Here is a 25,874-nt window from a genome sequence, read left to right as displayed (position 1 = left end):
GTGTTGTCGTCGGGCGGTCGGTCGTCAACGCTGTTCCCAATGATCATGTCTGCTGCCCCGCCGCGTCCCGGGGCCCCGAAGGCGCACGGCAGAGCCGCCGCGGTCGGCCTGCCGCTGTCCGCCGCGGTCGCCGTGGCCCTGCTCGGCGCCGCCGGCCTGGGCTGCGGCGCCTTCGCCCTGCTCGGCGACGGCCCCTCCCCGCTCCTCTTCGCCGCGCTCGCGGCCGTCGTCGCGGCGTCGGCGGCGCTCGCGCTGCTGGCGGTCCGGGCGCGGATCGCGCAGCTCGCCCGGCTCATGTCCCAGGACCACGAGGCCTACCGGCAGCAGCGCGACGCGGCCTGGCGCGCGCATCTCCTGCGGGTGAACACCGCCGAGCGGGAACTGCTCCAGGACGTCCTGGCCGGCATGCCCGCGGTGCTGGCCGGCGAGCCGGCCGCCGAGCCGGACCGGGCGGAGATGGCCGCGGGGATCCACGACCTCGTCCAGCAGTTCGTCGTCATGGGGACGGCGGCTGCCGACAAGCGGCTCGCCCATGAGGAGGAGAAGGCGCGGCTGCGCGCGGACGCCGACGAGGCGGCCGAGCGTGCCGAATCGGCCCGGGTCGCCGTGCTCGGGCTGTCGCGGGACGTCCAGTCGACGATGGTTCTCCTGTTCAAGGAGGCCTCCGACCTGGCCGACGTCGCCGACGCGGGAGCCCGCGAGCTCGGCATGCGGATGGCCCACGCCACCGCGCAGGCGGGACGGCACGCGCAGCGGCTCGCGGTGCTGTGCGGGGAGCCTCCCGGGCAGCAGTGGCCGGAACCCGTGGCGCTCGTCGAGGTCGCCGCGGCCGGGCAGGGCCGCATCCTGGAGTTCGCCCGGGTCGACATCGTCGGCGACCAGACCGTCGCGGTCGTCGCGGCGGCGGCCGAGCCGCTGATCCACCTCGTGGCCGAGGCCCTCGCCAACGCCACCCGCTACTCGGCGCCGTCCACGCGCGTCGAGGTGATGGTGACCCCCACCGACCGCGGCGCGGTGCTGCGGGTCGACGACGCGGGGATCGGCATGGAGGAGCACCGGCTCGCCGAGGCCCGGGAGATCGCCTCCGGACGGCGTCCGGTGGGCCTCGCCGACGTGGAGCAGGTGCCGCGCCTCGGCCTGGCGATCATGGGCCACTTCGCGCGGGAGCACGGATTCGGGGTCCATCTGGAGACCTCGCCGTACCTCGGCGTCCGCGTCATCGTGCATGTGCCGCAGCGGCTGGTGACGACCGTGGCGGAGCCCGGAGAGCTGCCCGCGCCGCGGGGGCCGGAGCCCGGTGGACCGCGCCACGCCAGGTCCGAGGAGCGCACCTCCGCCGGACTGCCCCGGCGGCGCACCCGGCGCGGCGCGGCCGCCGAGGCCGCCGAGGACACTGCGGTATCCGAGGAGGCGAGCCCGGCCCCGTCGCCCGCATCTCCGGACCAGGCGGCCCGGCTGATGGGCGCGCTGGTGGACCTGACCAAGGCCGAGCGGCCTACGACCAAGGACGGATGACGATGAGCGACGGATGGATGCTGGGCGATCTGCGGGCGTTGCCGGGCGTGCGGCACACGGCGATCGTGACGACCGACGGACTGATCAAGGAGGCGTCCCCGGGGCTGGCCAGGGATTCCGCGGACCGGCTCGCCGCCGCCTGCTCCGGCATGCACGCGCTCGGCGTCGGCATGGCCACCGAGCACGGCATGGGCGGCAGGCGGGTCGAGCAGTGCGTGGTCCAGTTCGACGGGGGCTTCCTGTTCGTGCGCGCGGCCGGGGAGGGCACGCTGCTGGCCGTGGTCGCCGAGGCGAAGGTCGACGCCTCCCAGGTCGCCTACCAGATGGTCAGCGACGCCGCACGGATGCGGGAGGGGATGCAGACCGCGCCGCGCGCCGACCAGGGAGCCCCGGCCACATGACGCGTGAGCCGTCCGACCAGCCGGTCCCCCACTACGTCAGGGCGCGCGGGCGGATCGAGCCCTCCCGCAACATCCTGGCCGAGGACAGCCTGCTCCTCACCGTCCCGGGCAAGAGCCTCCAGGCGACGGCGACCCGGACGGAGCGGGCGCTGCTTCGGCTGTGCGCCGGGCAGCTTTCGGTCGCGGAGGCCGCCGCGTACCTGGGGCTGCCGGTGAGCGTCGTGAAAGTGGTGGCCAGCGACCTCATCGACACCGGCCACCTCCAGGTTCGCCCGCGGACCGACGGCGACCCGGACCTCGACCTGCTTGAGGAGGTGCTCCATGGGCTTCGCGCCCTCTGAGGTGCGCTACGTGCCCGACTCGGTGGTCCGCGCGGCGAAGATCCTCGTCCTCGGCGACTTCGGCGTCGGCAAGACGACCTTCATCGGATCGGTCAGCGAGATCGCGCCGCTGCGGACCGAGGAGACGATGACGGCCGCGAGCGCGGGCGTCGACGACCTGTCGCTGCTGCCGGGCAAGACGACGACGACCGTGGCGATGGACTTCGGGCGCATCACCGTCTCCCGCTCGGTCGCGCTCTACCTGTTCGGCGCGCCCGGCCAGCCCAGGTTCTGGGACACGTGGCCGACGCTCGGGCAGGGCGCGGCCGCGGCGCTCGTCCTGGTCGACAGCCGCCGCCTCGCGGGCGGCTTCGACGCGCTCGATCTCCTGGAGACCAAGGTGCGGGTGCCTTTCGCGGTCGTGCTGAACGTCTTCCCCGACACCCCCGCGCACACCGCCGCGGAACTGCGCGAGGCGCTCGACCTGACGCCGGGAACCCCGGTGCTGCGCTGCCGCGCCCCCGAGCGGGCGAGCTGCCTCGGCGTGCTCGTCGCGCTCACCGAACACGCGCTGCAGACCCGTCGGCAGCCCTCCTCAGCGAAGGCCCCCTGGTGACCACTTCCGTCCGCTGTCCCGTGACCGGCGCGATCGCGCCGCCCCTGTCGGCGACGACCACGCAGGCCGACGATCCGGCCGAGGTGCTCGCCGTCTGGCGGGAGGAGGGCCCGCTGAAGTGGGTCGAACTGGAACCGGGGATCGGTGCGTGGCTCGTCATGGGCTACGCCGAGGTCCTGGAGCTCACCCGCAGCGCGGACCGGTTCTGCCGCGACGCCCGCACCTGGGGCCTGTTCGCCGACGGAACGGTCCCGAAGGACTCGCCGCTCGGGCCGATGATGTTCTTCCGCGACAACGTCATCGGCTACGACGGCGCGCACCACCGGCGGCTGCGGGCCCCGCTCGACGCGGGGATCGAGGGCGTCGACAAGCGCCGGCTCCGCCGCAGGTGCGAGGCCATCTCCGCCGACCTCGTCCGCGGGTTCGGTGACCGGGGCGAGGCAGATCTGATCGCGGAGTACGCCGCGGTCGTGCCGATGCTGGCGCTGGCCGACCTGTTCGGCCTCGACGTGGCGCAGGGCCGTCGGCTCCTCGTCGCGATGAACCAGCTGTTCGGGTCCGCCGAGGACGCCCAGGAGGGCAACGCAGTCTTCGAGCGCCTCCTCGGGCAGGCCGTGGAGGCGCGCCGGCGTGAGCCCGCCGACGACCTCACGACGGCTTTCGTGAACCACCCAGACCTGCGCTCCGAGGCCGAGGTCCTCCAGTCGATCGTGGTGATGGTGAGCGCCGGGTACCACACCACGATGAGCTGGATCGGGCAGGCGCTGCGGCTCATGCTCACCGACCCGCGCTTCGCCGCGAACGTCCGGGTCGGCAGGCTCGGGATCGACGACGCGCTGGACGAGGTGCTGTGGCGGGACCCGCCCATGACGAACTTCCCCGCGCGCTACGCCCTGTGCGACACCACGCTCGGGGGCAGGCCCGTCGCCAAGGGCGACGCGCTCGTCCTCGGCCTCGCCGCGGCCAACCACGACCCGGCGATCCGCCCTGACCGGATCCTTCCGGGCAGCCGGGCGCACCTTGCCTGGTCGGCGGGCCCGCACGCGTGCCCGGGGCGGGACCTCGCCCGGATCATCACCCGCGCCGCCCTCGCCACGATCCTGCACCTGCTCACCGACCTCTCCCTCACCGTCCCGGCCGACGAGATCACCAGGGTCCCGTCCCCGTGGGCCCGCTGCCCGGCGGCGCTGCCCGTCGCCTTCTCCCGGCCGCTCAGCGGCCGGACCCCTCCCTCCGCGTGAAACGAAAGGCCTCCCATGTCGTCCTCCGGCCTCACCGGGCACCCGCCCGCCACCGCACTCGACCCGCAGGGCCGCGACCACCACGGCCAGGCCCGCCTGCTGCGCGAGGCGGGCCCCGTGGTCCCGGTGCTGCTGCCGGGCGCGCCCGGCCGCGAGCCCGTGCCCGCCTGGGCCGTCACCACCCACGCCGAGCTGACGGACCTGCTGCGCGACGAGCGCATCAGCAAGGACTACCGGCGGTGGACCGCCTACCGGCAGGGCATGATCGGTCCTGACTCGCCGATCCACGGGATGCTGGTGGTCAACAACCTCGTGACCGCGGACGGGGCCGAGCACGCCAGGCTCCGCCGCCCCCTCGGCCCCGTCCTGTCGGGCCGGCCCGTGAACGCGCTGGTGCCCCGGATCACCGAGACGGCCCAGCGGCTGCTGGGCGAGCTGGAGGCGACCGCCGAGGGCGGGGTGGCCGACCTGGCCCTGTACGCCGAGCGGCTCCCGCTGGAGATCATCGCGGCGATCACCGGGGTCGGCGACGAGCACTTCCCGCGCCTGCGCCGGCTGGTCTCGGCGATCTTCTCCAGCACCATGGGCGCGGAGGAGGCCGAGCGGATCTACCAGGAGATCCCCGCGCTGCTCACCGACATCATCACCTTCAGGGCCGCGCACCCCGGCGACGACATGACCAGCGCGCTCCTGGAGGCGCAGAAGGCCGGAAGGCTCGACGGGGAGGAGGTCGCGGGAACGCTGTGGGTGCTGCTGACCGCGGGCCACGAGACCGCCCGCGGTCTCATCCTCAACGCGGTCCGCGCGCTGACGGGCCATCCCGAGCAGCTCGCGCAGGTGCTCGACGGGTCACGCACGTTCGAGAACGCGGTCGAGGAGACCCTGCGGTGGGACCCGCCGATCACCAACTTCATGGCCAGGTACCCGACCGAGCAGATCACGATCGCGGGCGTCACCCTGGAGCCGGGCGAAGGGATCCTGGCCGCCTACCTGGCCGCGGGCCGCGACCCCGCGCGCTACGAGGACGCTGAGGCCTTCGACCTGTCGCGGCCGCGCGACGCGGGGCTGCTCAGCTTCGGCGGCGGCCCGCACGTCTGCCCCGGCTCCCGGCTGGCCCACCTGGAGACCGCGATCGCGCTGCGCGAGTTCTTCACCCGGTGGCCCGGCGCCCGGCCCGCCGCGGCGGAGGCCGAACTGGTGCCGGTGCCGTCGGTGTTCACCAACTCCGTCGCGGCCCTGCCCGTCACCCTGGCCCCCTGACACCCGGGCTCCGAAAGAACGAGAGGCCGTTCCCCTTCGCGGGAACGGCCTCTTCGACGTGCTGCGGCTGCGGATCAGGTGGTGTTGACGCGGCTCCAGTCGGCGTTCCAGGGGTACTGGAGGCCGATGACGTAGAGGTAGGCCACGACGAGGGCGGCCACGAGAAGGCCGCCGATCACCGCCAGGATGAGGTTGCGTTTGCGGGCCTTGGGGTCGAGGGCCTTCTCCTTGGCGCGTTCCGCGGCGGCCTTGGCCTTGGTGAGGGCGCGCTGGGCCCAGACGAACTCGGTCGCGAGGATCGCGAAGCCGACGACGATGGCGAGGATGCCCGGTCCCGGAAGGACCATCATGAGCAGCCCCGCGATGAGGACCGCGATGCCGACCGTGAAGACGCCGACGCGCCAGGTCGTGTAGAGCAGGGGATTCGAGCGCATCACCGCTTGGAAGCGCGCAAGGCGGCTCGGGCGCTCCCCGAGATCATTTTCCTGGTCAATCGCCACGGTTTCACCCTACGTGAAAAGTCTGTCCCGCGGCGGCTGAACCGCCCCGGGGCCGGGTGCAAACCTTACCGGGGAGTCAGACCTCCGGACCCGTGCCCGCAGGCGTTCCCGCAGGTCAGCGCGGTTTCGGTCACCGACTGTCAGGGCCTCTCGTGGCCTGGTGCTGGGAATGTTCTGACGTGTTCTCGCAGTTACGCGTCATAGATCAGGGGGACACCCGTCATTGAGGCGCAGTCCTCAACTCATGCTCGAGCACCGGGCCCGACGCGAAGGAATGGCGATGAACGGCAGCACCACCGTCTCCGCGGAGTTGGGCCTTCGGCTTGTCGTGCCCGATCGCTCCACAGTGCCACTACTGGCGACCTTGGAGTACGCCGCCGACGACCCGTACGCGATCAGGATGTCGTTCCACGTGGGCAACGACGATCCCGTCGAATGGATCTTCGCACGCGAACTGCTGACGATCGGCATCGAGCGGCGCGCGGGCGACGGCGACGTCCAGGTGTGGCCCGCCGGTCCGGAGAACGACAGGACCCTGCACCTCGCCCTGTCGTCGCCCTTCGGCAACGCGCTCTTCGACGTCCCGCTGACCCCGATGGCGGACTTCCTGCACAAGACGTACGACATCGTCGCGGCAGGCCGGGAGTCGGAGTTCGTCGACATGGACGCCGAGCTCGAACACCTGCTCTGGTCGTCCTGACACCCCTCGCGCAGACCGCGGAGCCCCGCGCCGGCCGTCACCACACCCGGCTTGCGCGGGGCTCCGCGCATGGTCCGGCGCGTCTCACAGTTCCGCGGTGAGCCGCTCGATCGCGCGCATCTTGTTCATGGCGTCCAGCGCCGCGACCTTGTAGGACTCGGCGAGCGTCGGATAGTTGAACACGGTGTTCACGAGGTAGTCGACGGTGCCGCCGCAGCCCATCACCGTCTGGCCGATGTGCACGAGTTCCGTCGCGCCCGTGCCGAAGACGTGGACGCCGAGGAGCTTGCGGGTCTCGGGGGAGACCAGCAGCTTCAGCATGCCGTAGGAGTCACCGATGATCTGGCCGCGCGCCAGCTCGCGGTACCGGGAGATGCCGACCTCGAACGGGACGCGCTCGCGGGTCAGCTCGTCCTCGCTCTTGCCGACGAAGCTGATCTCCGGGACGGTGTAGATGCCGATCGGCTGGAGTTCGTGCATGTCGGCGACGGGCTCGCCGCAGGCGTGCTGGGCGGCCAGGCGGCCCTGCTCCATCGAGGTGGCCGCGAGGGCGGGGAAGCCGATCACGTCGCCGACCGCGTAGATGTGCGGGACCTCGGTGCGGTAGTGCTCGTCGACCTCGATCCGGCCGCGCCCGTCGGCGCTCAGCCCCGCGGCCTCCAGGCACAGCTCGGCGGTCTTGCCCTGGCGCCCGGCCGAGTACATGACGCAGTCGGCGGGGATCTTCTTGCCGCTCTCCAGGACGGTGATGGCGCCGCGCGGACGGCGCTCGACGGCCGCGACGCTCTCGCCGAAGCGGAAGGTGACGGCGAGGTCGCGCAGGTGGTACTTGAGCGCCTCGACGATCTCCAGGTCGCAGAACTCCAGCATCCGCTCGCGCCGCTCGACGACGGTGACCTTGGTGCCGAGCGCGGCGAACATGGAGGCGTACTCGATGCCGATGACTCCCGCGCCGACGACGACGAGGGTCTCGGGGACGCGGTCGAGGTGGAGGATGGCGTCGGAGTCGATGACGGTGCGGTCGTCGAACTCGACGCTGGACGGGCGGGCGGGCGAGGTGCCGGTCGCGATGACGATCTTCTCGGCGGTGACCTTCTTCTCCTCCTTCTCCTCGGTGCCGCCGGACACGCCGATGGTGTGGGCGTCGAGGAAGCGCCCGGTGCCCTCGAACATGTGGACGTGGTTGCGGCCGAGCTGGCTGCGGATCACCTGGATCTCGCGGCCGATGACGTGCTGGGTGCGCATGCCGAGGTCGGTGACGGTGATCTCGTCCTTGACCCGGTAGCTCTGCCCGTAGAGTTCGCGCTGGCTGAGGCCGGTCAGGTAAAGGACGGCCTCGCGGAGGGTTTTAGAGGGAATGGTCCCGGTATTGATGCAAACGCCGCCGAGCATGTGCCTTTTCTCGACGACGGCTGCCTTCTTGCCGAGCTTGGCGGCGGCGATGGCGGCCTTCTGGCCGCCCGGTCCGGATCCGAGCACGAGGAGATCGAAGTCGTACACGGCATCAGTCTGAACCGGGACGGCCGTCGGAATAAGGCCTTTCGTGTAACAAGCAGCGAGGCTCCGGAGAATGTCCCTTTACGGATCAGGGATCGACCTTTTCGGCCGACCGGATCGCGAACTCCTCCGCGGCCGCGCGGGTGCGCTCGCCCACGGGGAGCTCCCGGCCGTCGATCCAGGTGATCGGCTGGACGTCCCGGGTCGTCGAGGTGAGGAACGCCTCCTCGACCGAGCCGAGCGCCTCGAAAGGCACGTCGGCCTCTTCGGCGTCGGTCCACTCCAGGACCAGCGCGCGCGTGACCCCCGCGAGGCAGCCGCTCGCCAGCGTCGGCGTGATCAGCCTTCCGTCGGCGACGACGAAGATATTCGAGCCCGTGCCCTCGCAGAGGTTTCCCGCGAGGTTGCCGAAGATCGCCTCGTCGCCGCCCGCCTCGGCCGCCTTCGCCAGCGCGACGACGTTGTCGGCGTAGGAGGTGGTCTTCAGACCCGCCAGCGGCCCCCGCTCGTTGCGCGGCCACGGGACCGTCGCCACCCGCGACGTCGGTGCGAACGGCTTCTGCTCGCTCACGATCACGATCGTCGTCGGGCCGTCCTCGCCCCGGGACGAGCCGAGCGGGCCCGGGCCGCCCGTGTAGGTGATCCGGATGCGGCCCAGCTCCCACGGGTCGGCCTCGGCGAGGAGCTCCTCGATGCCCTTGCGCACGAAGCCCTCGTCGGGCTCCGGCAGGCCCAGGCCCCGGGCGGAGAAGGCGAGCCGCCGAAGGTGGCGCGTCAAAGCGAACGGGACGCCCCGGACCAGCTTGATCGTCTCGAACACGCCGTCGCCCACGGTGATCCCGTGATCGACCACGCTGATGGTGTCGCGACCCAGGACGCCGTCAGTCCAGACCAGCATTAGCCACCTCCAGTAGGCGCTCGGCCTTCAATTCCGTCTCCCGCCATTCTCTCGTGGGATCCGACCCCCACGTGATCCCCGCCCCCGCGCCGTAGCAGAGCAGGCCGTCCTCGATCCAGAACGTCCGGATCCCCACGGCGAGCGCGGCCTTGCGCCGGTCGGCGTCCACCCATCCGATGGCGCCGCAGTACGGGCCGCGGGCCACGGGCTCCAGCCTTTCGATCAGCTCCAGCGCCGACGCCTTCGGGGCGCCGGTGACCGAGCCCGGGGGGAAAGTCGCGGCGAGGATCTCCGACCAGCCGGCGGATGTCCTGGCGCGGACCGTCGAGACCAGGTGGACCAGGCCAGGATGGTGCTCCACCGCGCACAGCGCCGGGACCTCGACGGTGCCGGGCAGCGCGATCCTGCCGAGGTCGTTGCGGACCAGATCGACGATCATGACGTTCTCGGCGCGGTCCTTCGGCAGGAGGTCGGCCTCCGTCCGCCCGGTGCCCTTGATCGGCCCGGAGGTGACGGTGTCGCCGTCACGGGCCAGATACAGCTCCGGACTCGCGCAGGCGATCTCAAGGCCGGGCAGCTTGAGCGTCATCGAGTACGGGGCGGGATGCGCGTCGGCGAGGCGGCGGCCGAGCCCCGTGATCCCGTCCTCGACCGGCGCGGACAGCACCCGGCAGAGGTTCGCCTGGTAGACGATCCCGTCGGCGATCGCCGCTCGGATCTCCCGGACGCCCTGCTCGTAGGCCGGCCGGTCGAGGGAGCTGCGCCACGGTCCGGGGGAGCGCCACGGGCCGTCCGGGTGCGGGGCGGGCCGGACGCGGTCGAACCTGGCGCACGTCACCTTGCCCTCGTAGGTGACGGCCACGGCCCACCAGCCGCGCCCGTCGAGCACGGCCGGGTCGCAGGAGACCTCGGCCAGATCCGTGGCCAGAAGACCCCCCACGTGGGCGAACGCATCCATACCCCTAGTTTCACGCCCGGAACCCACCACTCGCACCCGGTTCGGCAGGCCCCGGACGCAGCTCACGATGCGCTTCGCGGTTCCGGTTTGGCACTAGGGCCGAGAGTTGGCTAGAGTTTTCCACGTCGCCAGGGACCGGCCGGGACAACCGGAAGGGCCGAGGCAGACACGCGGAAGTGGCTCAGTGGTAGAGCATCACCTTGCCAAGGTGAGGGTCGCGGGTTCGAATCCCGTCTTCCGCTCGGAGAGATCCTTGAAGGGTCGATCACGGTGGAGTGGCCGAGAGGCGAGGCAACGGCCTGCAAAGCCGTGTACACGGGTTCAAATCCCGTCTCCACCTCGCATTTCCCCCGGACGATTAGCTCAGCGGGAGAGCGCTTCCCTGACACGGAAGAGGTCACTGGTTCAATCCCAGTATCGTCCACCACACAGAAGGCCCCGGCGCATCCCGCCGGGGTCTTCTTCTTTTCTCCCGAGTTCCCTTTCTCCCTTTCCCCCGAGCCCTGACGAACGGCCCGCCCCCACCCCGAACCGAGCCCCGCCCCGGAGCCCCGCCCGCCCCCGCTGCGTGCCCCAAGACTCGCCGGACCCCGGTCCGCCCCCGCTGGGCGGGCCCGGGTGTCCGCCTCTCGGCGGATGGGCATGGGCTCGGTATGGGGGACAGTCGAGACGGTGCGGTGCTCGTGGGCACGGATGGGTCGGCGGTGGCGGCGAACGCCGTGCGCTGGGCGGCTCTGGAGGCGGCCCGCAGGGGGAGTTCGCTCAGGGTGCTGCGCGCCTGGGATCCGTGGGGGCCGTGGCCGACCCCGGAGCGGCCGGGCCGCGACGCGCAGGGCCGGGAGACCGATCTCGTGCTGCGGGCCGCCGCCGCGATGGTCGCGGGGCGGGGCCTGAAGGTGGAGACCGAGCTGCTCGACGGTCCGGCGATCCCGGCGCTGCGGGCCGCGGCGGATCGCGGTGCGGTGCTCGTCCTCGGGCACCGGGGTGCGGGGAGGGTGTCGGAGTTCCTGCTGCTCGGCACGACGAGTCTCGGCGTGGCCGGGCACACCGCGGGGGCCGTCGTCCTGGTGCGGGGGCATGACAAGGGCAGGCGGGGCGCCGTGACGGTGGGGCTCGCTCCGGGCAGGCCGGGGGACGCGGCGGAGCTCGCCTACGGGTTCGAGGCGGCCGACCGCGCCGGGGCGGTGCTGCGGGTGGTGCGGGCCAGGCCGCCGCGCGACGACGAGCCGGCCGACCCGCTGGAGGCGCTGGAGGGCCTGCTGGAGCCGTGGCGGGACAGATACCCACTGGTCCGGGCGGTGCCGGTGCTGCACTTCGAGGAGCCGCAGAGCGCGCTCCTTGAGGAGTCGAGGTCGGCGGACCTGATCGTCATCGGTCCGGGCCGCCGTACGGATCTGTGGCCCTACCTGGGTTCGGTGAGCGGCGCGGTCCTGCACCACGCGGACTGCCCGGTCGCGGTCGTCACGCACTGACGTCCGCCCCCTGAGGCCGGATGTGGCCGACCCCGTAGCATTGACCCGGTGAACGGAGCCGTACGGACCACCAGCACCAGGGACATCGCCCGCGCCGCGGTGAGGGCGGAGCTCGCCCAGGTCGCCTTCGACCTCTTCGCCCGCGACGGCTTCGACAACGTCACCATCACCGAGGTGGCCGAGGCCGCGGGGGTCTCGCGCAGCACGTTCCTGCGCTACTTCGAGAGCAAGGAGGACGCGGTCCTCGACGCCCTCGACTCCCAGGGCAGGGCCGCCGCCGAGGCGCTGCGCGCCCGGCCCGCCGGCGAGGACGACTGGACTGCGCTGCGCCACGCCCTCGGCGCCGTCATGGAGCCCTACACCAGTGACCCGGAGCGGACCGTCGCGCTGACCCGGCTGCTGCGAGACACGCCGTCGCTGCGCGCCCGTCAACTGGAGCGCCAGCACGCCTGGCGGCCGCTGCTCGCCGAGGCGCTCGCCGGGCGCTCACGGGCGCGGGTGCCGCAGATGCGCCATTCCGTCCGCGCCGCCGCGGCCCTCGCGTGCCTGCACGCCGCGTTGGAGACCTGGATGGAGGATCCGACGGACCGCGATCTCCTCGCCCTGCTCGATGAGGCCTTCACCGCCCTGTCGATCCCGCGCCGCCGCGTCGGCTGACCCGCGGTCCACGGCAGGGCCGCGGCGCTACGCGGACGGTGCGGGCAGGCCCCGGTGCGCGTGCCGGTAGGCCGACGGGGTGGTGCCGACGGCCGCGCGGAAGCGGCGCCGCAGGTTCGTCGCCGAGGCCAGGCCGGTGCGCAGGGCGACCGCCTCGATGGGCAGGTCGGTCTCTTCCAGGAGGGCGCGGGCGTGCGCGATGCGGCGCTCCAGGAGCCAGCGGCCGGGGGAGACGCCGAGGCGCTCGGTGAACCGGCGGCTGAGGGTGCGCTCGGACAGTCCGGCGTGATCGGCCATCTCCGCGACGGTCAGGGGCCGGGCGAGGTGCTCGGTGATCCAGTCCAGGAGGGGCGCGAGGGGGTCGGCGGCGGCCCCTTCCGTGGGGAGCCTCGGGTACTGGCGCTGGCGGCCCTCGCGGTGCGGGGCCGCGGCGATGTGGCGGCCGATCCGCAGTGCGAGGGCGGCCCCGTGGTCGGCCCGCACGAGGTGCAGGCACAGGTCGACGACGGTCGCCGACGCGCCGGCCGTCACCACGTCGCCGTGGTCGGTGTAGAGGACGGAGGCGTCCGGGCGCACGCGGGGGAACCGGCGGGCGAGTTCCGCGGCCAGCTCCCAGTGGACGGCGGCCCGCTTCCCGTCGAGGAGGCCGAGCGCGGCGGGGACGAACACGCCGGCCCAGACCGTGATGAGCCGGGCGCCGCGCGCGTGGGCCGCGCCGACGGCCGCGAGCAGTCTGGGTGAGGGATGGCTCCGCCAGTCGGCGAGCAGGACCGTGTCGGCCTCGGCGAGGGCCTCCAGGCCGTCGGTGACGTGCAGGGCGGATCCGAGGGTCGTCGGGATGGGCCCGGGCCGTTCGGCGCACAGCCGGAAGGAGTACCGACGCGGGATGTCCGGGCCGTGGTTGCCGAACACCGCGGACGCGCAGGTCACCGGGTACAGCTCCTGCCCTGGGCCGACCAGGGCCACCACACGATGCCGCATGGCAGGAAAGTACCGGATCACGTCTTTCCGGACACCTGTGCGGTCCCCGGGACGCGTCCAAGATGTCCTGTCATGGAGAGCCTCACCCTGACCACGACGGCAGCGCGCACGGCGGTCGCGCGCCAGGGACTCTGGACCCGGAACTTCACCCTCTACTTCGGCGCCCGGGTCGTCTCCCTGTTCGGCGACGCGATGATGCCGGTCGCCACGGCCCTGGCCGTCGGGAGGCTCTACGGGGTCTCCGGGGTCGGCTACGTCATGGCGGTGTGGACCGCGCCGTTCGTCCTGTTCCTCTTGGTCGGCGGGGTGCTCGCCGACAAGACGGGCGCCCGCGTGATGATGGTCGGCGCGGACGCCGTCCGGGTCGTCGCGCAGGGGGCGGTCGCGGTCGCCTTCCTCACCGGCACGCCGTCGCTGGGGCTGCTGTTGGCGGCGTCGCTGCTGTCGGGCGTCGCGGCGGCGATGTTCCAGCCGGGCGTCAACGGGATGGTGCCGCTGGTCGCGGCGGACCCGCAGCGCGCGAACGCGGTGCTGAAGATCGCCGACGCGGGCGCGCAGGTCGCCGGGCCGGTCGTCGCCGGAATGCTCGTCGCGCTGGCGAACGCGGGTGTCGCCTACTCCGTCGACGCGGCGACGTTCCTGGTCAGCGGGCTCCTCCTCGCCCTCCTCCGGGGGCTGCCCCCTGCGGCGCGGCGGGCGACGGCGTTCCTGGCGGACCTCCGCGAGGGCTGGCGCGAGTTCCGGGCGCGGTCGTGGATGTGGTCGGTGATCATCATCTGGGTGTTCTTCGGGCTGCTGGTGTTCGGGCCTGTCGTGCCGCTCGGCGCCCAGCTCGTCGGGGAGCGGCTCGGCGCGACCGCCTACGGGTGGGTGATGGCCGCGCTCGGGATCGGCACCGTCGCCGGCGGGCTCGCCGCGATGCGGGTGCGCCCCGCGAGGCCCCTGGCCGCGGGCGGCGTCGCCCTCTTCGGCTACACGCTCATCCCGCTGACCCTGGCGCTCCAGCCCGATCTGCCCTGGCTCATGGCGGGCCACTTCGTCGGCGGCTGCGCGTGGGCGTTCTGGTCGGTGATGTGGTCGACGAGCGTGCAGACGCAGGTCCCGTACGCGGTCCTCAACCGGATCACCGCCTACGAGGTGGCGGGCTCGGTCGCCGGCGTCGCGGTCGGGCAGGCGCTCGCCGGGTCCTACACGGCGGTCCTGGAGCCGCGCGTGATGCTCCTCGTCTCCACCGCGACGACCTTCGCCGTCTGCTCGGCGGTGCTGCTCACCCGTCCGGCACGCCGCCTGCGGGCGGTGGGGCGCGCGCAGGGCTGAGCTAGGAGCCGTCGTCGGAGCCCTTGCGGCCCAGCCGCCGCGCCCTGCCGCGCGGCGGGCGCTCCCGCGGCGCGCGGCGCACCCGGCCGAAGACCTCCCGCGCCTCGTACGGCATCCCCCTGGGCAGCCCCCAGCCTCTGCGGTACGCGAGGAGCCGCATGAGGGTGCCGACGGCGATGCCGAGGACGGTCCCGGCGACGACCGCGCCGAAGGCCGAGCAGGCGACGTAGAAGGTGGCCACTACGATCGCGACCGACGCGTACAGCTCGTTCCCGCCGAAGACCGTCGGGACGCGCTGGACGAGCAGGTCCCGGATCGCCCCGCCGCCGACGGCGGTGAGGGTGCCCAGCAGGATCGCCGGGACCCAGGCGAGGTCCGCCGCGAGGGTCTTCTGCGCGCCGGCGATCGCCCACACGCTGAGGGCGATCGCGTCGAGGCCGAGGAACAACCGGTTCCAGTCCTGCTCGCTGAATGCCAGGAGGAAGGCGACGGCGGTTCCCGCGAGGGCCGTCGGCACGTAGAGGGGGTTGGTGAGCGCGACGGGAGGGCCCTGCATGAGCAGGACGTCGCGGACGACCCCGCCGCCGAGCCCGGACACCACGCCGATCACCGCGAACCCGAAGAGGTCGAACCCGCGGTTGCGCGCGACCACCCCGCCCAGCAGCCCGTTGATGCAGACGCCGACGAGGTCGAGCACTGTCGTGATGGTCGCGATCTCCACAAGGGAGATCGTAGGGACCGCCCGCCCGGCCGCGCGCCGGAGGGCCGCCGGTCAGGGCGGCAGGGCGTCCCGCGCGGCGAGGACCAGATCCTGCACCCGGTGCATCTGGGCGCGGAAGATCCGGCGCGCCTCGGGGTCGTCGGGAGCGAGGTGGGTGCCGTCCTCGAGGGCGACGCCGCCGTTGAGGAAGCCGTAGAGGCTCCAGGTGACGATGTTGCCGAGCATGAGGTAGTCGGGCTCGCTCAGCAACCCCGGGCCGACGATCTCCGCGCCCCGCTGGAAGAGCGGCATTCGGTAGCGGGGCTCGATCTCGGAGAGGTCGGCGGCGTCGTCGAGCCTGCGGTGCAGCCAGAGCGCCATCACCTCGGGACTGTCGAGGTAGAAGTCGAGGACGCGTGCGAGGAACACGCGGGCGCCGTCGGCGTCGCTCGTGAAGGAGTCGGCCATCTCGTCGAACAGGGCGTTCTGGGCGGCGAAGAAGTCGGCGATGATCTGCTCGTACAGGGCGGCCTTGCCGCCGCGCCCCCTGACCTCCGCGACGTCGACGCCCGCCGCGTCGGCGATCATCTGCGCGGTGGTGGCGTCGTAGCCCACCCCGGCGAAGAGCCGGAGCGCGACCTGGACGACCCGGTCGGGCGGCGGCGCGTGCGGGCTTCGGGCCATGTGCACCACCCTAAGACGCCGGTATGTCAACGATCTGCCGCGAAAGGGAAGATCGTCCGAGGTCAGGGGCGGGGCCAGGGGCGTCCGGTGAGCTTCTCCACGTCGGTGTTGAAGCGGCGCAGGAAGGCGGCGAACGCGTCGGCGTCCTCGGCGGTCCAGTCGACGACGATCTTCTCGACGCCGCCGATCGTCAGCAGCCGCTCCTCCTCCAGCCGTCGGGCGCCCTCATCGGTGATCTTGAACTGGCGGGCGATCCCGGCGTCGGGATCGGCGATCCGCTCGACGAGCCCGGCCCGCAGGAGCGCGGAGGTCTGCCGGTTGAGGGTGGACTGGTCGAGTCCGAAGGCCTCGCTGAGCTGCCGGATCGTCATCGGGCCGTCCAGGAGGATCCGGCTGAGCAGGACGTAGGCGCTGCGGTCCATCCGGTCGCCGTGCCGTCCGTGCGGGCCGAGTACCTGGCTGTGCCGGCCGAGCAGCATCATCTCGTACTCGATCTTCTCCGCCGGTTCCATCGCCCCATCCCGTCCGCGAGCCGCTCCGCCTGGCCGGGGGAGCACGGTCCGAACCTATACCACCCAATTCTTAGGGACTACGAGGCTATGTCCAAGCGCAGGAGAAGCACCTAATGCATAACTTCGGAATGATTATTGGTAAAGGCGGCGGATGCAGTGGTTCAGGGCTGCTTCGGAAGTGCGCGCAGGCGGCCGTCCAGATTCTCGGAGTAGTAGTCGAAGAAGGAATCGGCGTCCGGGCCGCAGTTGAGGATCGCCAGATGGTCGGTGCCGGCCTGGACGTGCTCGCGCGCCGCGGCGACGATCGCGTCAGGGTCGGGTCCACAGGGGAAGGACGCGGCGACGTCCTCCTCCCGCACCGTCGCGCACGCCGCCGCGAAGCTCGCCGGGGTGGGCAGCTCCGCCATGACCTTCCAGCCCAGGACCGACCAGCGCGTGGTCGCGTGCGCGGCCTTGACCGCCTCCTGCTCGCCCCGCGCGTAGGCCACCGTCATCTCGCTGTAGCGGGGGCCCTTGCCGCCCGCGTCGCGGTAGGCGCCGACGAGCGCGGGATCCGGCTCGGTGAAGAACAGCGCGTCGCCGATCTCGGCGGCCAGTCGGGCCGCCGCCGGGCCCCCGGCGGCCACCGCGACGTCGACGGGATCGTCCGGCAGGTCGAAGATCCTGGCCCGTGCCACCTCGAAGTACTCCCCGCGGTAGGAGCGGTAGCCGCCTTTCCAGAGCAGCCGGATGATCTCGACGGCCTCCCGGAGCATGTCCTGCCGCTTCTTGGGCGATTCGGGGAAGCCGTCCCCGACGACGTGCTCGTTCAGCCGCTCGCCGGACCCGACCCCGAGGGTGAACCTGCCACGCGACAGCACCGCGAGCGTCGCCGCCGCCTGCGCGACGACCGCGGGGTGGTACCGGACGGTGGGACAGGTGACCCCGGTGAGCAGCCTGATCCGCTCGGTCCGCGCGGCGATGGCGCCCAGCACCGTCCACGCGAACGGCGCGTGCCCCTGCTCCTCCACCCACGGATGGAAGTGGTCGCTGATCTCCACGAAGTCGAACCCGGCCCGCTCCGCGCGCACCGCCTGCTCCACCAGCTCGCCCGGCCCGAACGCCTCGGCCATGAGCTTGTAACCGATCTCCATGAGCCCCCCTCGATGCCCTCCAAGGAGCGCTACCCCGGGAAGCCTCCCGGTTATCCCCCAGCGCGCTAGGGTCGCCGTGGTGGACAACTCACAGCTCGCCGTCACGGCCGAGGCCTACGACGGCATCGCCGAGACCTACGCCGCCCACTACCGGGACAGCCTCGCCACCCGGCCGCTGGACCGGGGGTTCATCGGGGCGTTCGCCGATCTCGTGCGCGGCACGGGGCCGGTGCTGGACGCCGGGTGCGGCCCCGGGCACGGGACCGCGCACCTGCGGCGGCTCGGCCTCGACGTCGAGGGCGTGGATCTCGCGCCGCGCATGGTGGAGCTGGCCCGGCTGGGGTACCCGGAGATCGCGTTCGAGCGGGCTTCGGTGACCGCGCTGCCGCACCCGGGCGCGGCCTTCGCGGGCGTCATGGCCTGGTACTCGCTGATCCATCTGCCGCCCGCGCTGATGCCCGTCGCGCTCGGCGAACTGCACCGGGTCCTGGCGCCAGGCGGCCACCTCGTCCTCGCCTTCCAGGCGCACGAGGACCCCTCGACCGCCCACCTCCCGTTCGACCACAAGGTGACGCCCGGATTCCGCTGGTCGCCCGACGGCCTGGGGGCGCTCGTCGAGGAGACGGGCCTGGTCGAGGCCGCCAGGCTCATCACCGAGCGCGAGGGCGAGAGCCAAAGGCGCGGGCACCTGCTGTACCGGAAGCCCTGACCCGACCGCGCAGGACGGCCGGCGCGTGCAGGCGGGTGGTGACGCCGGGGGAGTACAGGACGCTGTCGGGCGGCCCCGGCAGGGCCGGGAGGCCGGACGCGGACAGGAGCCCGTCGTCGTGCCATGCGAGGAGGCGGGCCGAGTGCAGCGGCCAGGGGGCGTGGTCCACGGGCAGGCGTAGGGAAGCGCCGTACCAGCGCTGGTAGAGGAACAGCCTGTCGGTGAGGGACCTTTCGGCGCTCAAAGGCTCCGGCAAAGGCTCGCCGACGGAGACGCGCAGGCGCACCCCGGCGCGTCCGGCCTCGGGAAGGAGCCGCCGGGTGGCGTAGGAGACGACGCGCCCGTCGTGGGCGAAGCGCATGGACGCCCATGTGTACGGCAGGCGCAACGAGGCCCGCGACGCGGCGGCGAACACCGGGTCGCTCGCCTCCATCGCCCGGAAGACGACGCCCGGACGCCCCTCGGCGTCCCGCCCGTACAGCCGCACGTTCAGTTCGAGGAACGACCGGTAGGGCACCCCCGCGAGGGTCAGCGCCGTCATGCGCAGTCCGACGACCCCGATCCACGCGGTGCCGTCCACGAGGTCGGGCACGGTCCCGTCGGGCAGGTGCGGGGCGACGTCCGCGGCCGCGGCCCGCCAGTGCAGGAAGACCACGTCGCGCCACGTCTGCCCGCCGAATCCACCCCGCGTCATGCCGCGAGCCTAGGGCAGGTGCTGGCGGAACCAGGCGGCGGCGAGGACGGAGACGGCTTCCAGCGCCCCCGGCTCGGCGAACAGGTGGGTGGCCCCCGGCACGACTTCGAGCCGGTTCGGGCAGCTCAGCCCGCGCTGCGCGGCCCGGTTGAGGTCGAGCACCTCGGTGTCGGCCCCGCCGACGATCAGCAGGGTGGGCGCGCGGACGTCGGGCAGGCGGTCGCCGGCGAGGTCGGGCCGGCCGCCGCGCGAGACGACGGCCCGCACCGGCGAGACGCGTGAGGCGGCGGCGTGCAGCGCGGCGGCGGCGCCCGTGGACGCGCCGAAGTAGCCGACGGCGACGTCGGGGGCCTTGCCGTGCAGCCACTTGGTCGCGCCTTCGAGCCGGGCGGCGAGGAACGCGATGTCGAAGGTGCGGTCGGCCTCGGACTCGCGGAGCAGGTCGAACAGGAGGGTGCCGAGCCCCGCGTCGTTGAGGGTCCGCGCGACCTGCCGGTTGCGCGGGCTGGCCGCCCCGCTGCCGCTCCCGTGGGCGAAGACGACGATGGACCGGGCGCCGGGCGGGACCGTCAGATGGCCGGGCAGTTCTTCCCAGCCGACCAGCACGTCGGCGTCGGCCTCGGGGGCCTCCGCGGCGGCCGCGCGGGAGAGCAGGAGGGCGACCTCCCCGTCGGTCGTCTCGCTGAAGTCGCCGTACCAGGCGCCGACGGCGGTGAACGCGTCGGGCAGCAGCGGGCACACGAGGGCGTCGGCGACCGCGGCGACGGTCTCGGCCGAGTCCCGCGCCGCGACGGGGACCGCGACGACCACCCGGTCGGCGCCCAGCGCGCGGGCGACCGCGCAGGCGGCCCGCGCCGTGGCGCCCGTCGCGAGGCCGTCGTCGACGATGACCGCGCACCTTCCCTCCAGAGGGATGCGCGGTCTCAGCGCGCGGTAGCGGGCCGCGCGCTCTTCCAGGAGGGCCCGCTCGCGCCGCTCGACCTCGGCGAGTTCGGCGCGGCCCGTGCCCGCCTGTCCGATGATGTGCTGGTTCAGCACCTTGACGCCGCCCTCGCCGACCGCGCCGAGCGCCACCTCCGGCTGCACGGGCAGCCCGAGCTTGCGCACCACGATCACGTCGAGCGGCGCGTCGAGCGCAGCGGCGACCGCGGCGGCGACGGGCACCCCGCCGCGCGGCAGCCCCAGCACGATGGGCCGCATCGCGGCGAGTCCGGAGTCGGCGAGCAGCGCGCCGAGGCGCGTCCCGGCGTCCATCCGGTCCCGGTAGCCCCGGTCGCCCGCGCGGGCGGATCGGAAGACCATGCCACCTCCGCTCCCGGCTGGAGGGAACCTCTTCCCTCCAGTGTGGGCGCGTCCGGCCCGCCGCGTCGATGGCCGGAGGCCGATGGTGGACGGTCCTTGGCACTCGGCCGGGACCGTGACGCGGGCGGTGCCGATCGTTGACCGCGGGTTTGCGCCGCTCAGCGGGCGGCGGGCAGCCCCGTCAGGAAGGAGATCCCCGTGCGGAGGTAGGCGCGCAGCACCTCGGGGTCGTCGAAGTCGTACCGGGTCTGCACGACGACCGCCGAGATGACGACCCGGTAGAGCGCGTCGACGAGGACGGAGATGTCCACGTCGGGCATCCGGCCCTCCGCGATGTGGGCGCGCAGGACGGGGGTGACGAACTCCTCGATCCGGTCGACCTGGACGCCGGCGTGCAGGGTGAAGACCGGGAGGACGAGTTCGGGGACGTCGCGCAGGGCCGCGGTGAGCAGCGGGTGGTGGCGGGCGTAGTCGATGACGAGGACGAGGAGGTCGGTCAGGTACTCCGGCGTCCAGGCGATCTCGTCGAAGGCGGGGGAGATGTGCCCGATGAACTTCGCCAGCTCCCGTTCGACGAGCGCCTCTTTGATGTCGTCGACCGTGCCGCCGTACTTGTAGAGCGTCGGCCGGGAGACGCCGGCCTTGCGGGCGATCGCCGACAGCAGCCGTCCGGAGGCGAAGCCGCCCTCGACGAGGCATTCGCCGGCCGCGTCCAGGATCAGCGTGCGGAACTCTCCGGGAGTGCGGCGTGATGGGCGCTCTGTCACGCACATCACTTTAGGGCCTCCCGGGGGAGGCCCTTGACCGTCCAGCCGTACCCGTTTACAGTCACCGCAGTAAGTGTAAACGGACTGCGGAGGCAGTGATGATCGAGCAGGACTATCGGGACATGCTCCAGACCCTTTCGGAAGGGTCGGTGCACCGCCGGTTCGACCCGTACCTCGACATCGACTGGGACGCCCCCGAGATGCGGATGGACCCGGAGGACCCCCGCTGGGTCCTGTCGGAGCACCATGACCCGCTTGGCGCGCACCCCTGGTACCAGGCCCTTCCCCTGGACGAGAAGATCGCGATCGGCCGCTGGCGCATGGCCAACGTCCAGAAGGTCGGCCTCAGCTTCGAGAGCGTGCTGATCCGCGGCATGATGCAGTACGCCATGCGGCTGCCCAACAACTCCCCGGAATTCCGGTACTGCCTCCACGAGATGACCGAGGAGTGCAACCACATCCAGATGTTCCAGGAGTTCGTCAACCGCACCGGCGCCGATGTGCCCGGCATGCGCAAGGACTACCGCAAGACCATGGCGGTCTGGTCGCTGTTCGCGCGCTGGCCCGCGCTGTTCTTCATCGGCATCCTCGCCGGTGAGGAGCCCATCGACCACATCCAGAAGAGCCTCATCCGCGAAGGCAAGGACGTGCCTCCCGCGATGCTGCGGACCATGGAGATCCACATCGCCGAGGAGGCGCGGCACATCTCCTTCGCGCACCGCTTCCTGCGCGAGCACATCGGCAAGCAGGGGCGGATCGCCCGGTTCGTCACATCGATCATCTACCCGCTGGTCATGCGCTGGCTCGGCGGCGCGATCGTGGTGCCGCCGCCGGAGTTCGGCAAGGAGTTCCAGATCCCGCGCGAGGTGCTGAAGGAGGCGTTCTGGGAGGCGCCGAAGTCCCGGCAGATGCTGCGCGACTGCTTCTACGACGTCCGGATGCTCGCCGACCAGCTCGGCCTCATGAACCCGGTGTCGCGCGCCGTCTGGCGCAGGTGCGGGATCGACGGGCCCGCCTCCCGCTTCCGCGGCGAGCCGCACCGCCCGGCCCGCACCGCCGCCTGAGCCTTCGCCGCCCGACCCGCCGCCCCAGGGAAGACGCCACCCCCATGCCGCACGTCGTCACCCGGTCCTGCTGCAACGATGCCAACTGCGTCTACGCCTGCCCGGTCAACTGCATCCACCCCACCCCCGACGAGCCCGACTTCGCGACCGCCGAGATGCTCTACATCGACCCGGCGGCCTGCGTCGACTGCGGTGCGTGCATGACGGCCTGCCCCGTCGGCGCGATCCGCCCGCACAGCGCGCTGGGCGCCGACCAGCTCCCCTTCCTGGAGATCAACGCCGACTTCTACAAGGGCGGCCGCGACCGGGGCACCGTCCTCGCCCGCGTGCCCACGCCCCTGTCGATCGGCGAGGCGGCCCCGCCGCGCGTCGCGATCGTCGGCTCCGGGCCCGCCGCGATGTACGCCGCCGACGAGATCCTCACGATCCCCGGCGCGTCCGTCGACGTGTACGAGCGCCTCTCCGAGCCGTACGGCCTGGCCCGCTTCGGCGTCGCGCCCGACCACACCGACACCCGCCGCGTCACCTCCACCTTCGACGTCATCGCCCGCCAGGAGGGCTTCCGCCTCCACCTGGGCGTCGAGATCGGCCTCGACCTGACGCACGCCGACCTCCTCGCCTCGCACGACGCCGTCGTCTACGCCGTGGGCGCGGCCGCCGACCGCCGCCTCGACCTTCCGGGCTCCTCCTCCGTGGCCACCGCGACGGAGTTCGTCGGCTGGTACAACGGCCACCCCGACCACAGGTCGCACACCTTCGACCTCTCCCACCCCCGCGCCGTCATCATCGGCAACGGCAACGTCGCCCTGGACGTGGCCCGCGTCCTCACCCTCGACCCGGAGGACCTGGCCGGCACCTCCATCGCCCCCGCCGCGTTGGCCGCCCTGCGCGAAAGCCGCGTCGAAGAGGTCGTCGTCCTGGCCCGCCGCGGCCCCGCAGACTCGGCCTTCACCTCCGGCGAACTCCTCGGCCTGGCCGCCGCCGTCAACGTCTCGGTGGAGGGCGACCTGACGGACCCGGGCGACCTGACCCCGTCCGCCGCGCGCAAGCTTGCCCTCCTCTCCGGCCTCGCACCCCCTTCCCCCGGTGCCCGCGTCACCCTGCGTTACCACAGCGCCCCCACGGCCATCACCCCCGAAGGGGTCCTGATCGGCGACGACCTCCTGGAGGCGGGCCTGGTCCTCTCCTCCATCGGCTACCACGCCCGCCCCGTCCCCGACCTCCCCTTCGACCGGACGACGGGCACCGTCCCCCACACCCAGGGCCGAGTCCACGACCTGGACCGCACCTACGTGACGGGCTGGATCAAACGAGGCCCCAACGGCTTCATAGGCACCAACAAATCTTGCGCCCGAGAAACCGTCCGCACCCTGACCGCCGACCTCGCCACCCGGGTTCCGGCCCTCACCCTCCCCTGACGCGCGCGTCAGGCGTCCACCTCGGAGCGGTCGTCGGACCAGAGGGTGTGGAAGGCGCCGGGTTTGTCGGTGCGGTGGTAGGTGTGGGCGCCGAAGTAGTCGCGCTGGGCCTGGGTGAGGGCGGCGGGGAGGCGGGGGGAGCGGAGGGCGTCGTAGTAGGCCAGGGCGGCGGAGAAGCCGGGGGTCGGGACGCCCTGGTGAGCCGCCGTGGCCGCCACATCGCGCCAGTCGTCCTGGGCCCCGGCGAGTTCGTCGGCGAAGCCCGGGTCGGCGAGGAGGAGGGGGAGACCGGGGTTCGCGTCGTAGGCGGCGCGGATGCGGTCCAGGAAGGCGGCGCGGATGATGCAGCCCGCGCGCCAGATCGCGGAGATGGCGCCCAGGTCGAGGGTCCAGTCGTATTCGGTGGCGCCTGCCGACATCTCGTGGAAGCCCTGCGTGTAGGAGACGATCTTGGAGGCGTAGAGGGCCTGTTCGACCTTGGCGGCGAAGGCGTCGGCCTCGGCCTGCGGGAGTGGGGACGGCTTCGGGCCGGCCAGGCCGGTGGCGGCGGCGCGCAGGTCGGCGTGGCCGGACAGGGAGCGGGCGAAGACGGCCTCGGCGATGCCGGAGACCGGCGCGCCGAGGTCGAGGGCGGTCTGCACGGTCCAGCGGCCGGTGCCCTTCTGCTCGGCCTGGTCCAGGACGACGTCCACGAAGGGCTCGCCGGTGGCGGCGTCGGTGTGCGCGAGGACCTCGGCGGTGATCTCGATGAGGTAGGAGTCGAGGCGGCCGGTGTTCCAGGAGCGGAAGACCTCGGCGATCTCGGCGGGGGAGCGGCCTGCGACGTCGCGCAGGAGCTGGTAGGCCTCACCGATCAACTGCATGTCGGCGTATTCGATGCCGTTGTGCACCATCTTCACGAAGTGGCCCGCGCCGTCCGTGCCGATGTGGGTGACGCACGGGGAGCCGTCGCCGGCCTTGGCGGAGATCTTCTCCAGCATGGGGCCGAGCGACGCGTACGATTCGGCGGAGCCGCCCGGCATGATCGAAGGGCCGTTCAGGGCGCCTTCCTCGCCGCCGGAGACTCCGGTTCCGACGAAGTGGATGCCTTTGTCGCGCAGGGCCTTCTCGCGGCGGCGGGTGTCGAGGAAGTGCGCGTTGCCGCCGTCGATGATCATGTCGCCGGGTTCCAGGAGCGGCGCGAACTCCTCGATGACCGCGTCCGTGGGCGGACCCGCCTTCACCATGATCATGACGCGGCGGGGGCGCTCCAGCGCGGCGACGAGGTCCTGCGGGGTGCGCGCCGCGACGAACGCCCCCTCCGATCCGAACTCCTCGACCAGGGCCTTGGTGCGGCTCTCCGTCCGGTTGTGCACCGCCACGGTGTAGCCCTGCCGCGCGAAGTTCCGCGCGAGGTTCCGCCCCATCACCGCGAGTCCGCTGATCCCGATCTGCGCCGTGCCGCCCATCTGCCCGCCCCCCTGGAAAAGATGCCGATGAACGTGCCCTACCCCGCCGGGCCCGGGGCTACCGGCGGGGCGGGGGATCAGGCCGCGGCGACGAGGGCGTCGTCGGTGACGGGACGCTCGGGGGCGGCGGGCCCGCGGCGTCCGCCGAGCACGAGCAGCGCGAGGCCGGCGAGCGCGAACGCGGCGAGGACGAGCAGCGGACGGATCGCGCCCGCGCCGTCGAAGTAGCCGACCGAGCGCATCAGCGTGGCCGCGGCGCCGGGCGGCAGGTACTGGCCGATCGTGCCCCACGGCTGCGGGAGCAGTTCGGGGGCGCTCGCGGCGGCGGAGAACGGGTTGCCGACGAGGAAGGTCGCGGCGACGCCCAGCCCGAACCCGGCCCGGCCGATGAGGACGGCGAGGCCGCCGATCGCCGCGGGGACGGTGAAGGTGACCAGCGCGCCGACCGCGGCGATCGGCCAGTAGGCCGAGGACGGGAGCAGGCCGAGCCAGGTCACCGACACCAGCGTGCTGAGCAGGCCCGCGGTGACGGCGAAGACGCCGAGCGCGGTGAGCCGGGCGGCGGTGGTGGTGAGCAGGAAGGACACCAGCGCGGCCCCGGCGATCCCGGACATGACCAGCGGCAGGATCATCGTGGCGAAGCCCGCCCCGCGCGGGTCGTCGGCGCTGATGGCGACGACGTCGGTGACCTGTGCGGCGGGCGCGGCGGCCGGGGCCGCCGACATCTGCTTCGCGGCCTCGGTGAGCAGCGCCGAGACGGTCGGGGAGGCGGCCGAGGCGACGAGCAGGTGCGGCGTCTGCCCGCCGAGGACGATCGCGCCGTAGACCTCGCGGTCCTCGATCGCGGCGGTGGCGGCCGCCTCGTCGGCGTAGGAGGTGACCTTGAAGGCGCCGGGCTCTGCCTTCTCCAGGGTCTGGGTGAGCTGGGCGACGGCAGGGGGAGGGCCGGCGATGCCGACGGGGAGGTCGCGCGGCGCGGACTGCGTGGGCGCCCAGGAGAACGCGACGATCAGAAGCGCTTGGACGAAGGCGAGTGCGACGCCGAACACGATCGGCAGCCGTGACTGCGACATGGGGGGCTCCATCTCTACAAAGCGAACATCCGTTTTC

At 72.8% G+C, this 25,874-nt stretch carries 27 protein-coding genes and 3 tRNA genes; 16 read left to right on the top strand and 14 right to left on the bottom strand.

All coding sequences use genetic code 11. The annotated features are described in order from the left end of the window. The first annotated feature begins 39 nt into the window (after positions 1 to 39). From ACYVOM_RS38210 to ACYVOM_RS38185, 6 genes are read left to right on the top strand one after another with little or no spacing between them, the layout of a single operon-like run. A complete protein-coding gene (locus ACYVOM_RS38210; RefSeq protein ID WP_460308504.1) occupies positions 40 to 1,515 on the top strand; it encodes an ATP-binding protein in 1,476 nt (491 codons plus the stop codon). Positions 1,516 to 1,517: 2 nt separating this feature from the next. Further along, positions 1,518 to 1,916, top strand: a complete 399-nt coding sequence (locus ACYVOM_RS38205) for a roadblock/LC7 domain-containing protein (protein WP_460308503.1) — start codon at positions 1,518 to 1,520, stop codon at positions 1,914 to 1,916. Beyond that, the gene (locus ACYVOM_RS38200) at positions 1,913 to 2,257 is read left to right on the top strand and encodes a DUF742 domain-containing protein (RefSeq protein WP_460308502.1); all 345 of its coding nucleotides are present in this window, start codon (positions 1,913 to 1,915) and stop codon (positions 2,255 to 2,257) included. Before ACYVOM_RS38205 ends, ACYVOM_RS38200 begins: the two co-directional genes overlap by 4 nt. Further along, positions 2,238 to 2,852 (top strand): GTP-binding protein, encoded by a 615-nt coding sequence (locus tag ACYVOM_RS38195; protein ID WP_460308501.1) that lies wholly within the window; start codon positions 2,238 to 2,240, stop codon positions 2,850 to 2,852. The genes ACYVOM_RS38200 and ACYVOM_RS38195 overlap by 20 nt, the downstream gene beginning before the upstream one ends. Beyond that, on the top strand, positions 2,849 to 4,093 hold the full coding sequence (locus ACYVOM_RS38190) for a cytochrome P450 (RefSeq protein WP_460308500.1): 1,245 nt from the start codon (positions 2,849 to 2,851) through the stop codon (positions 4,091 to 4,093). Before ACYVOM_RS38195 ends, ACYVOM_RS38190 begins: the two co-directional genes overlap by 4 nt. 15 nt (positions 4,094 to 4,108) lie before the next feature. After that, positions 4,109 to 5,353, top strand: coding sequence for a cytochrome P450 (locus ACYVOM_RS38185; RefSeq protein ID WP_460308499.1), 1,245 nt, complete (start codon positions 4,109 to 4,111; stop codon positions 5,351 to 5,353). A 74-nt stretch (positions 5,354 to 5,427) separates the two neighbouring features. On the opposite strand, the gene ACYVOM_RS38180 is transcribed toward ACYVOM_RS38185, so the two are convergent. Further along, entirely contained in the window at positions 5,428 to 5,787 is a 360-nt protein-coding gene (locus ACYVOM_RS38180; RefSeq protein ID WP_460308498.1) for a PGPGW domain-containing protein, read from the bottom strand. 346 nt (positions 5,788 to 6,133) lie between these two features. Here ACYVOM_RS38180 and ACYVOM_RS38175 point away from each other — a divergent pair, with 346 nt between their 5' ends. Further along, a complete protein-coding gene (locus tag ACYVOM_RS38175; RefSeq protein WP_123667917.1) occupies positions 6,134 to 6,553 on the top strand; it encodes an SsgA family sporulation/cell division regulator in 420 nt (139 codons plus the stop codon). A gap of 84 nt (positions 6,554 to 6,637) precedes the next feature. Here the strand turns inward: ACYVOM_RS38175 and sthA are convergent, their stop codons facing one another. The 3 genes from sthA to ACYVOM_RS38160 form a co-directional block, all read right to left on the bottom strand. Further along, complete coding sequence (sthA, locus tag ACYVOM_RS38170; RefSeq protein ID WP_460308497.1) at positions 6,638 to 8,053, bottom strand: Si-specific NAD(P)(+) transhydrogenase; 1,416 nt, start codon at positions 8,051 to 8,053, stop codon at positions 6,638 to 6,640. Positions 8,054 to 8,138: 85 nt separating this feature from the next. Then, complete coding sequence (locus tag ACYVOM_RS38165) at positions 8,139 to 8,948, bottom strand: aminotransferase class IV (RefSeq protein WP_460308496.1); 810 nt, start codon at positions 8,946 to 8,948, stop codon at positions 8,139 to 8,141. After that, positions 8,932 to 9,906: a chorismate-binding protein gene (locus ACYVOM_RS38160; RefSeq protein WP_460308495.1), complete on the bottom strand. Its 975-nt coding sequence runs from the start codon at positions 9,904 to 9,906 to the stop codon at positions 8,932 to 8,934. Before ACYVOM_RS38160 ends, ACYVOM_RS38165 begins: the two co-directional genes overlap by 17 nt. A 170-nt stretch (positions 9,907 to 10,076) precedes the next feature. Between ACYVOM_RS38160 and ACYVOM_RS38155 the strand changes: the two genes are divergently transcribed. From ACYVOM_RS38155 to ACYVOM_RS38135, 5 genes are all read left to right on the top strand, one after another. Beyond that, positions 10,077 to 10,148, top strand: a tRNA-Gly gene (locus ACYVOM_RS38155). 27 nt (positions 10,149 to 10,175) lie between these two features. Next, positions 10,176 to 10,246 (top strand) — tRNA-Cys (locus ACYVOM_RS38150). Between the two features lie 12 nt (positions 10,247 to 10,258). Next, positions 10,259 to 10,333 (top strand) — tRNA-Val (locus ACYVOM_RS38145). Between the two features lie 256 nt (positions 10,334 to 10,589). Continuing rightward, positions 10,590 to 11,378 (top strand): universal stress protein, encoded by a 789-nt coding sequence (locus tag ACYVOM_RS38140; RefSeq protein ID WP_460308494.1) that lies wholly within the window; start codon positions 10,590 to 10,592, stop codon positions 11,376 to 11,378. A 48-nt stretch (positions 11,379 to 11,426) separates the two neighbouring features. Beyond that, positions 11,427 to 12,035, top strand: a complete 609-nt coding sequence (locus tag ACYVOM_RS38135) for a TetR family transcriptional regulator (RefSeq protein WP_460308493.1) — start codon at positions 11,427 to 11,429, stop codon at positions 12,033 to 12,035. Between the two features lie 27 nt (positions 12,036 to 12,062). On the opposite strand, the gene ACYVOM_RS38130 is transcribed toward ACYVOM_RS38135, so the two are convergent. Beyond that, positions 12,063 to 13,016, bottom strand: a complete 954-nt coding sequence (locus tag ACYVOM_RS38130; protein WP_460308492.1) for a GlxA family transcriptional regulator — start codon at positions 13,014 to 13,016, stop codon at positions 12,063 to 12,065. A gap of 72 nt (positions 13,017 to 13,088) precedes the next feature. On the opposite strand from ACYVOM_RS38130, the gene ACYVOM_RS38125 reads away from it, so the two are divergent. Beyond that, positions 13,089 to 14,333, top strand: coding sequence for an MFS transporter (locus ACYVOM_RS38125; protein ID WP_460308491.1), 1,245 nt, complete (start codon positions 13,089 to 13,091; stop codon positions 14,331 to 14,333). Between the two features lies 1 nt (position 14,334). Here ACYVOM_RS38125 and ACYVOM_RS38120 read toward each other — a convergent pair whose 3' ends face one another. The 4 genes from ACYVOM_RS38120 to ACYVOM_RS38105 form a co-directional block, all read right to left on the bottom strand. Next, positions 14,335 to 15,054, bottom strand: a complete 720-nt coding sequence (locus ACYVOM_RS38120) for a trimeric intracellular cation channel family protein (RefSeq protein WP_460308490.1) — start codon at positions 15,052 to 15,054, stop codon at positions 14,335 to 14,337. A gap of 51 nt (positions 15,055 to 15,105) precedes the next feature. Further along, positions 15,106 to 15,717, bottom strand: coding sequence for a TetR/AcrR family transcriptional regulator (locus ACYVOM_RS38115; protein ID WP_460308489.1), 612 nt, complete (start codon positions 15,715 to 15,717; stop codon positions 15,106 to 15,108). Between the two features lie 62 nt (positions 15,718 to 15,779). Further along, on the bottom strand, positions 15,780 to 16,229 hold the full coding sequence (locus ACYVOM_RS38110) for a MarR family winged helix-turn-helix transcriptional regulator (protein ID WP_460308488.1): 450 nt from the start codon (positions 16,227 to 16,229) through the stop codon (positions 15,780 to 15,782). Positions 16,230 to 16,390: 161 nt separating this feature from the next. Continuing rightward, entirely contained in the window at positions 16,391 to 17,362 is a 972-nt protein-coding gene (locus ACYVOM_RS38105; protein ID WP_460308487.1) for a TIGR03557 family F420-dependent LLM class oxidoreductase, read from the bottom strand. A gap of 79 nt (positions 17,363 to 17,441) precedes the next feature. Between ACYVOM_RS38105 and ACYVOM_RS38100 the strand changes: the two genes are divergently transcribed. Continuing rightward, complete coding sequence (locus ACYVOM_RS38100) at positions 17,442 to 18,071, top strand: class I SAM-dependent DNA methyltransferase (RefSeq protein ID WP_460308486.1); 630 nt, start codon at positions 17,442 to 17,444, stop codon at positions 18,069 to 18,071. Here the strand turns inward: ACYVOM_RS38100 and ACYVOM_RS38095 are convergent. The 3 genes from ACYVOM_RS38095 to ACYVOM_RS38085 form a co-directional block, all read right to left on the bottom strand. Then, positions 18,013 to 18,765 carry a YqjF family protein gene (locus ACYVOM_RS38095; protein ID WP_460308485.1) on the bottom strand — a complete coding sequence of 251 codons (753 nt, stop codon included), beginning with the start codon at positions 18,763 to 18,765 and terminating at the stop codon, positions 18,013 to 18,015. The two genes, ACYVOM_RS38100 and ACYVOM_RS38095, sit on opposite strands and share 59 nt — an antisense overlap. 9 nt (positions 18,766 to 18,774) lie before the next feature. After that, positions 18,775 to 20,067 carry a phosphoribosyltransferase family protein gene (locus tag ACYVOM_RS38090; RefSeq protein WP_460308484.1) on the bottom strand — a complete coding sequence of 431 codons (1,293 nt, stop codon included), beginning with the start codon at positions 20,065 to 20,067 and terminating at the stop codon, positions 18,775 to 18,777. 158 nt (positions 20,068 to 20,225) lie between these two features. Beyond that, the gene (locus ACYVOM_RS38085; protein WP_460308483.1) at positions 20,226 to 20,834 is read right to left on the bottom strand and encodes a TetR/AcrR family transcriptional regulator; all 609 of its coding nucleotides are present in this window, start codon (positions 20,832 to 20,834) and stop codon (positions 20,226 to 20,228) included. A 98-nt stretch (positions 20,835 to 20,932) separates the two neighbouring features. On the opposite strand from ACYVOM_RS38085, the gene ACYVOM_RS38080 reads away from it, so the two are divergent. Both ACYVOM_RS38080 and ACYVOM_RS38075 read left to right on the top strand, forming a co-directional pair. Then, a complete protein-coding gene (locus ACYVOM_RS38080; protein ID WP_460308482.1) occupies positions 20,933 to 21,898 on the top strand; it encodes an AurF N-oxygenase family protein in 966 nt (321 codons plus the stop codon). A gap of 44 nt (positions 21,899 to 21,942) precedes the next feature. After that, positions 21,943 to 23,316: a 4Fe-4S binding protein gene (locus ACYVOM_RS38075; RefSeq protein WP_460308481.1), complete on the top strand. Its 1,374-nt coding sequence runs from the start codon at positions 21,943 to 21,945 to the stop codon at positions 23,314 to 23,316. A gap of 8 nt (positions 23,317 to 23,324) precedes the next feature. Here ACYVOM_RS38075 and gndA read toward each other — a convergent pair whose 3' ends face one another. Together gndA and ACYVOM_RS38065 are read right to left on the bottom strand one after the other, a co-directional pair. Continuing rightward, positions 23,325 to 24,764: an NADP-dependent phosphogluconate dehydrogenase gene (gene gndA / locus ACYVOM_RS38070; protein WP_460308480.1), complete on the bottom strand. Its 1,440-nt coding sequence runs from the start codon at positions 24,762 to 24,764 to the stop codon at positions 23,325 to 23,327. Positions 24,765 to 24,841: 77 nt separating this feature from the next. After that, positions 24,842 to 25,837 (bottom strand): hypothetical protein, encoded by a 996-nt coding sequence (locus ACYVOM_RS38065; RefSeq protein WP_460308479.1) that lies wholly within the window; start codon positions 25,835 to 25,837, stop codon positions 24,842 to 24,844. Positions 25,838 to 25,874: the final 37 nt, after the last annotated feature.

It is taken from the genome of Actinocorallia aurea (assembly GCF_054783995.1).
This window is presented reverse-complemented; position numbering and strand designations above follow the sequence as displayed.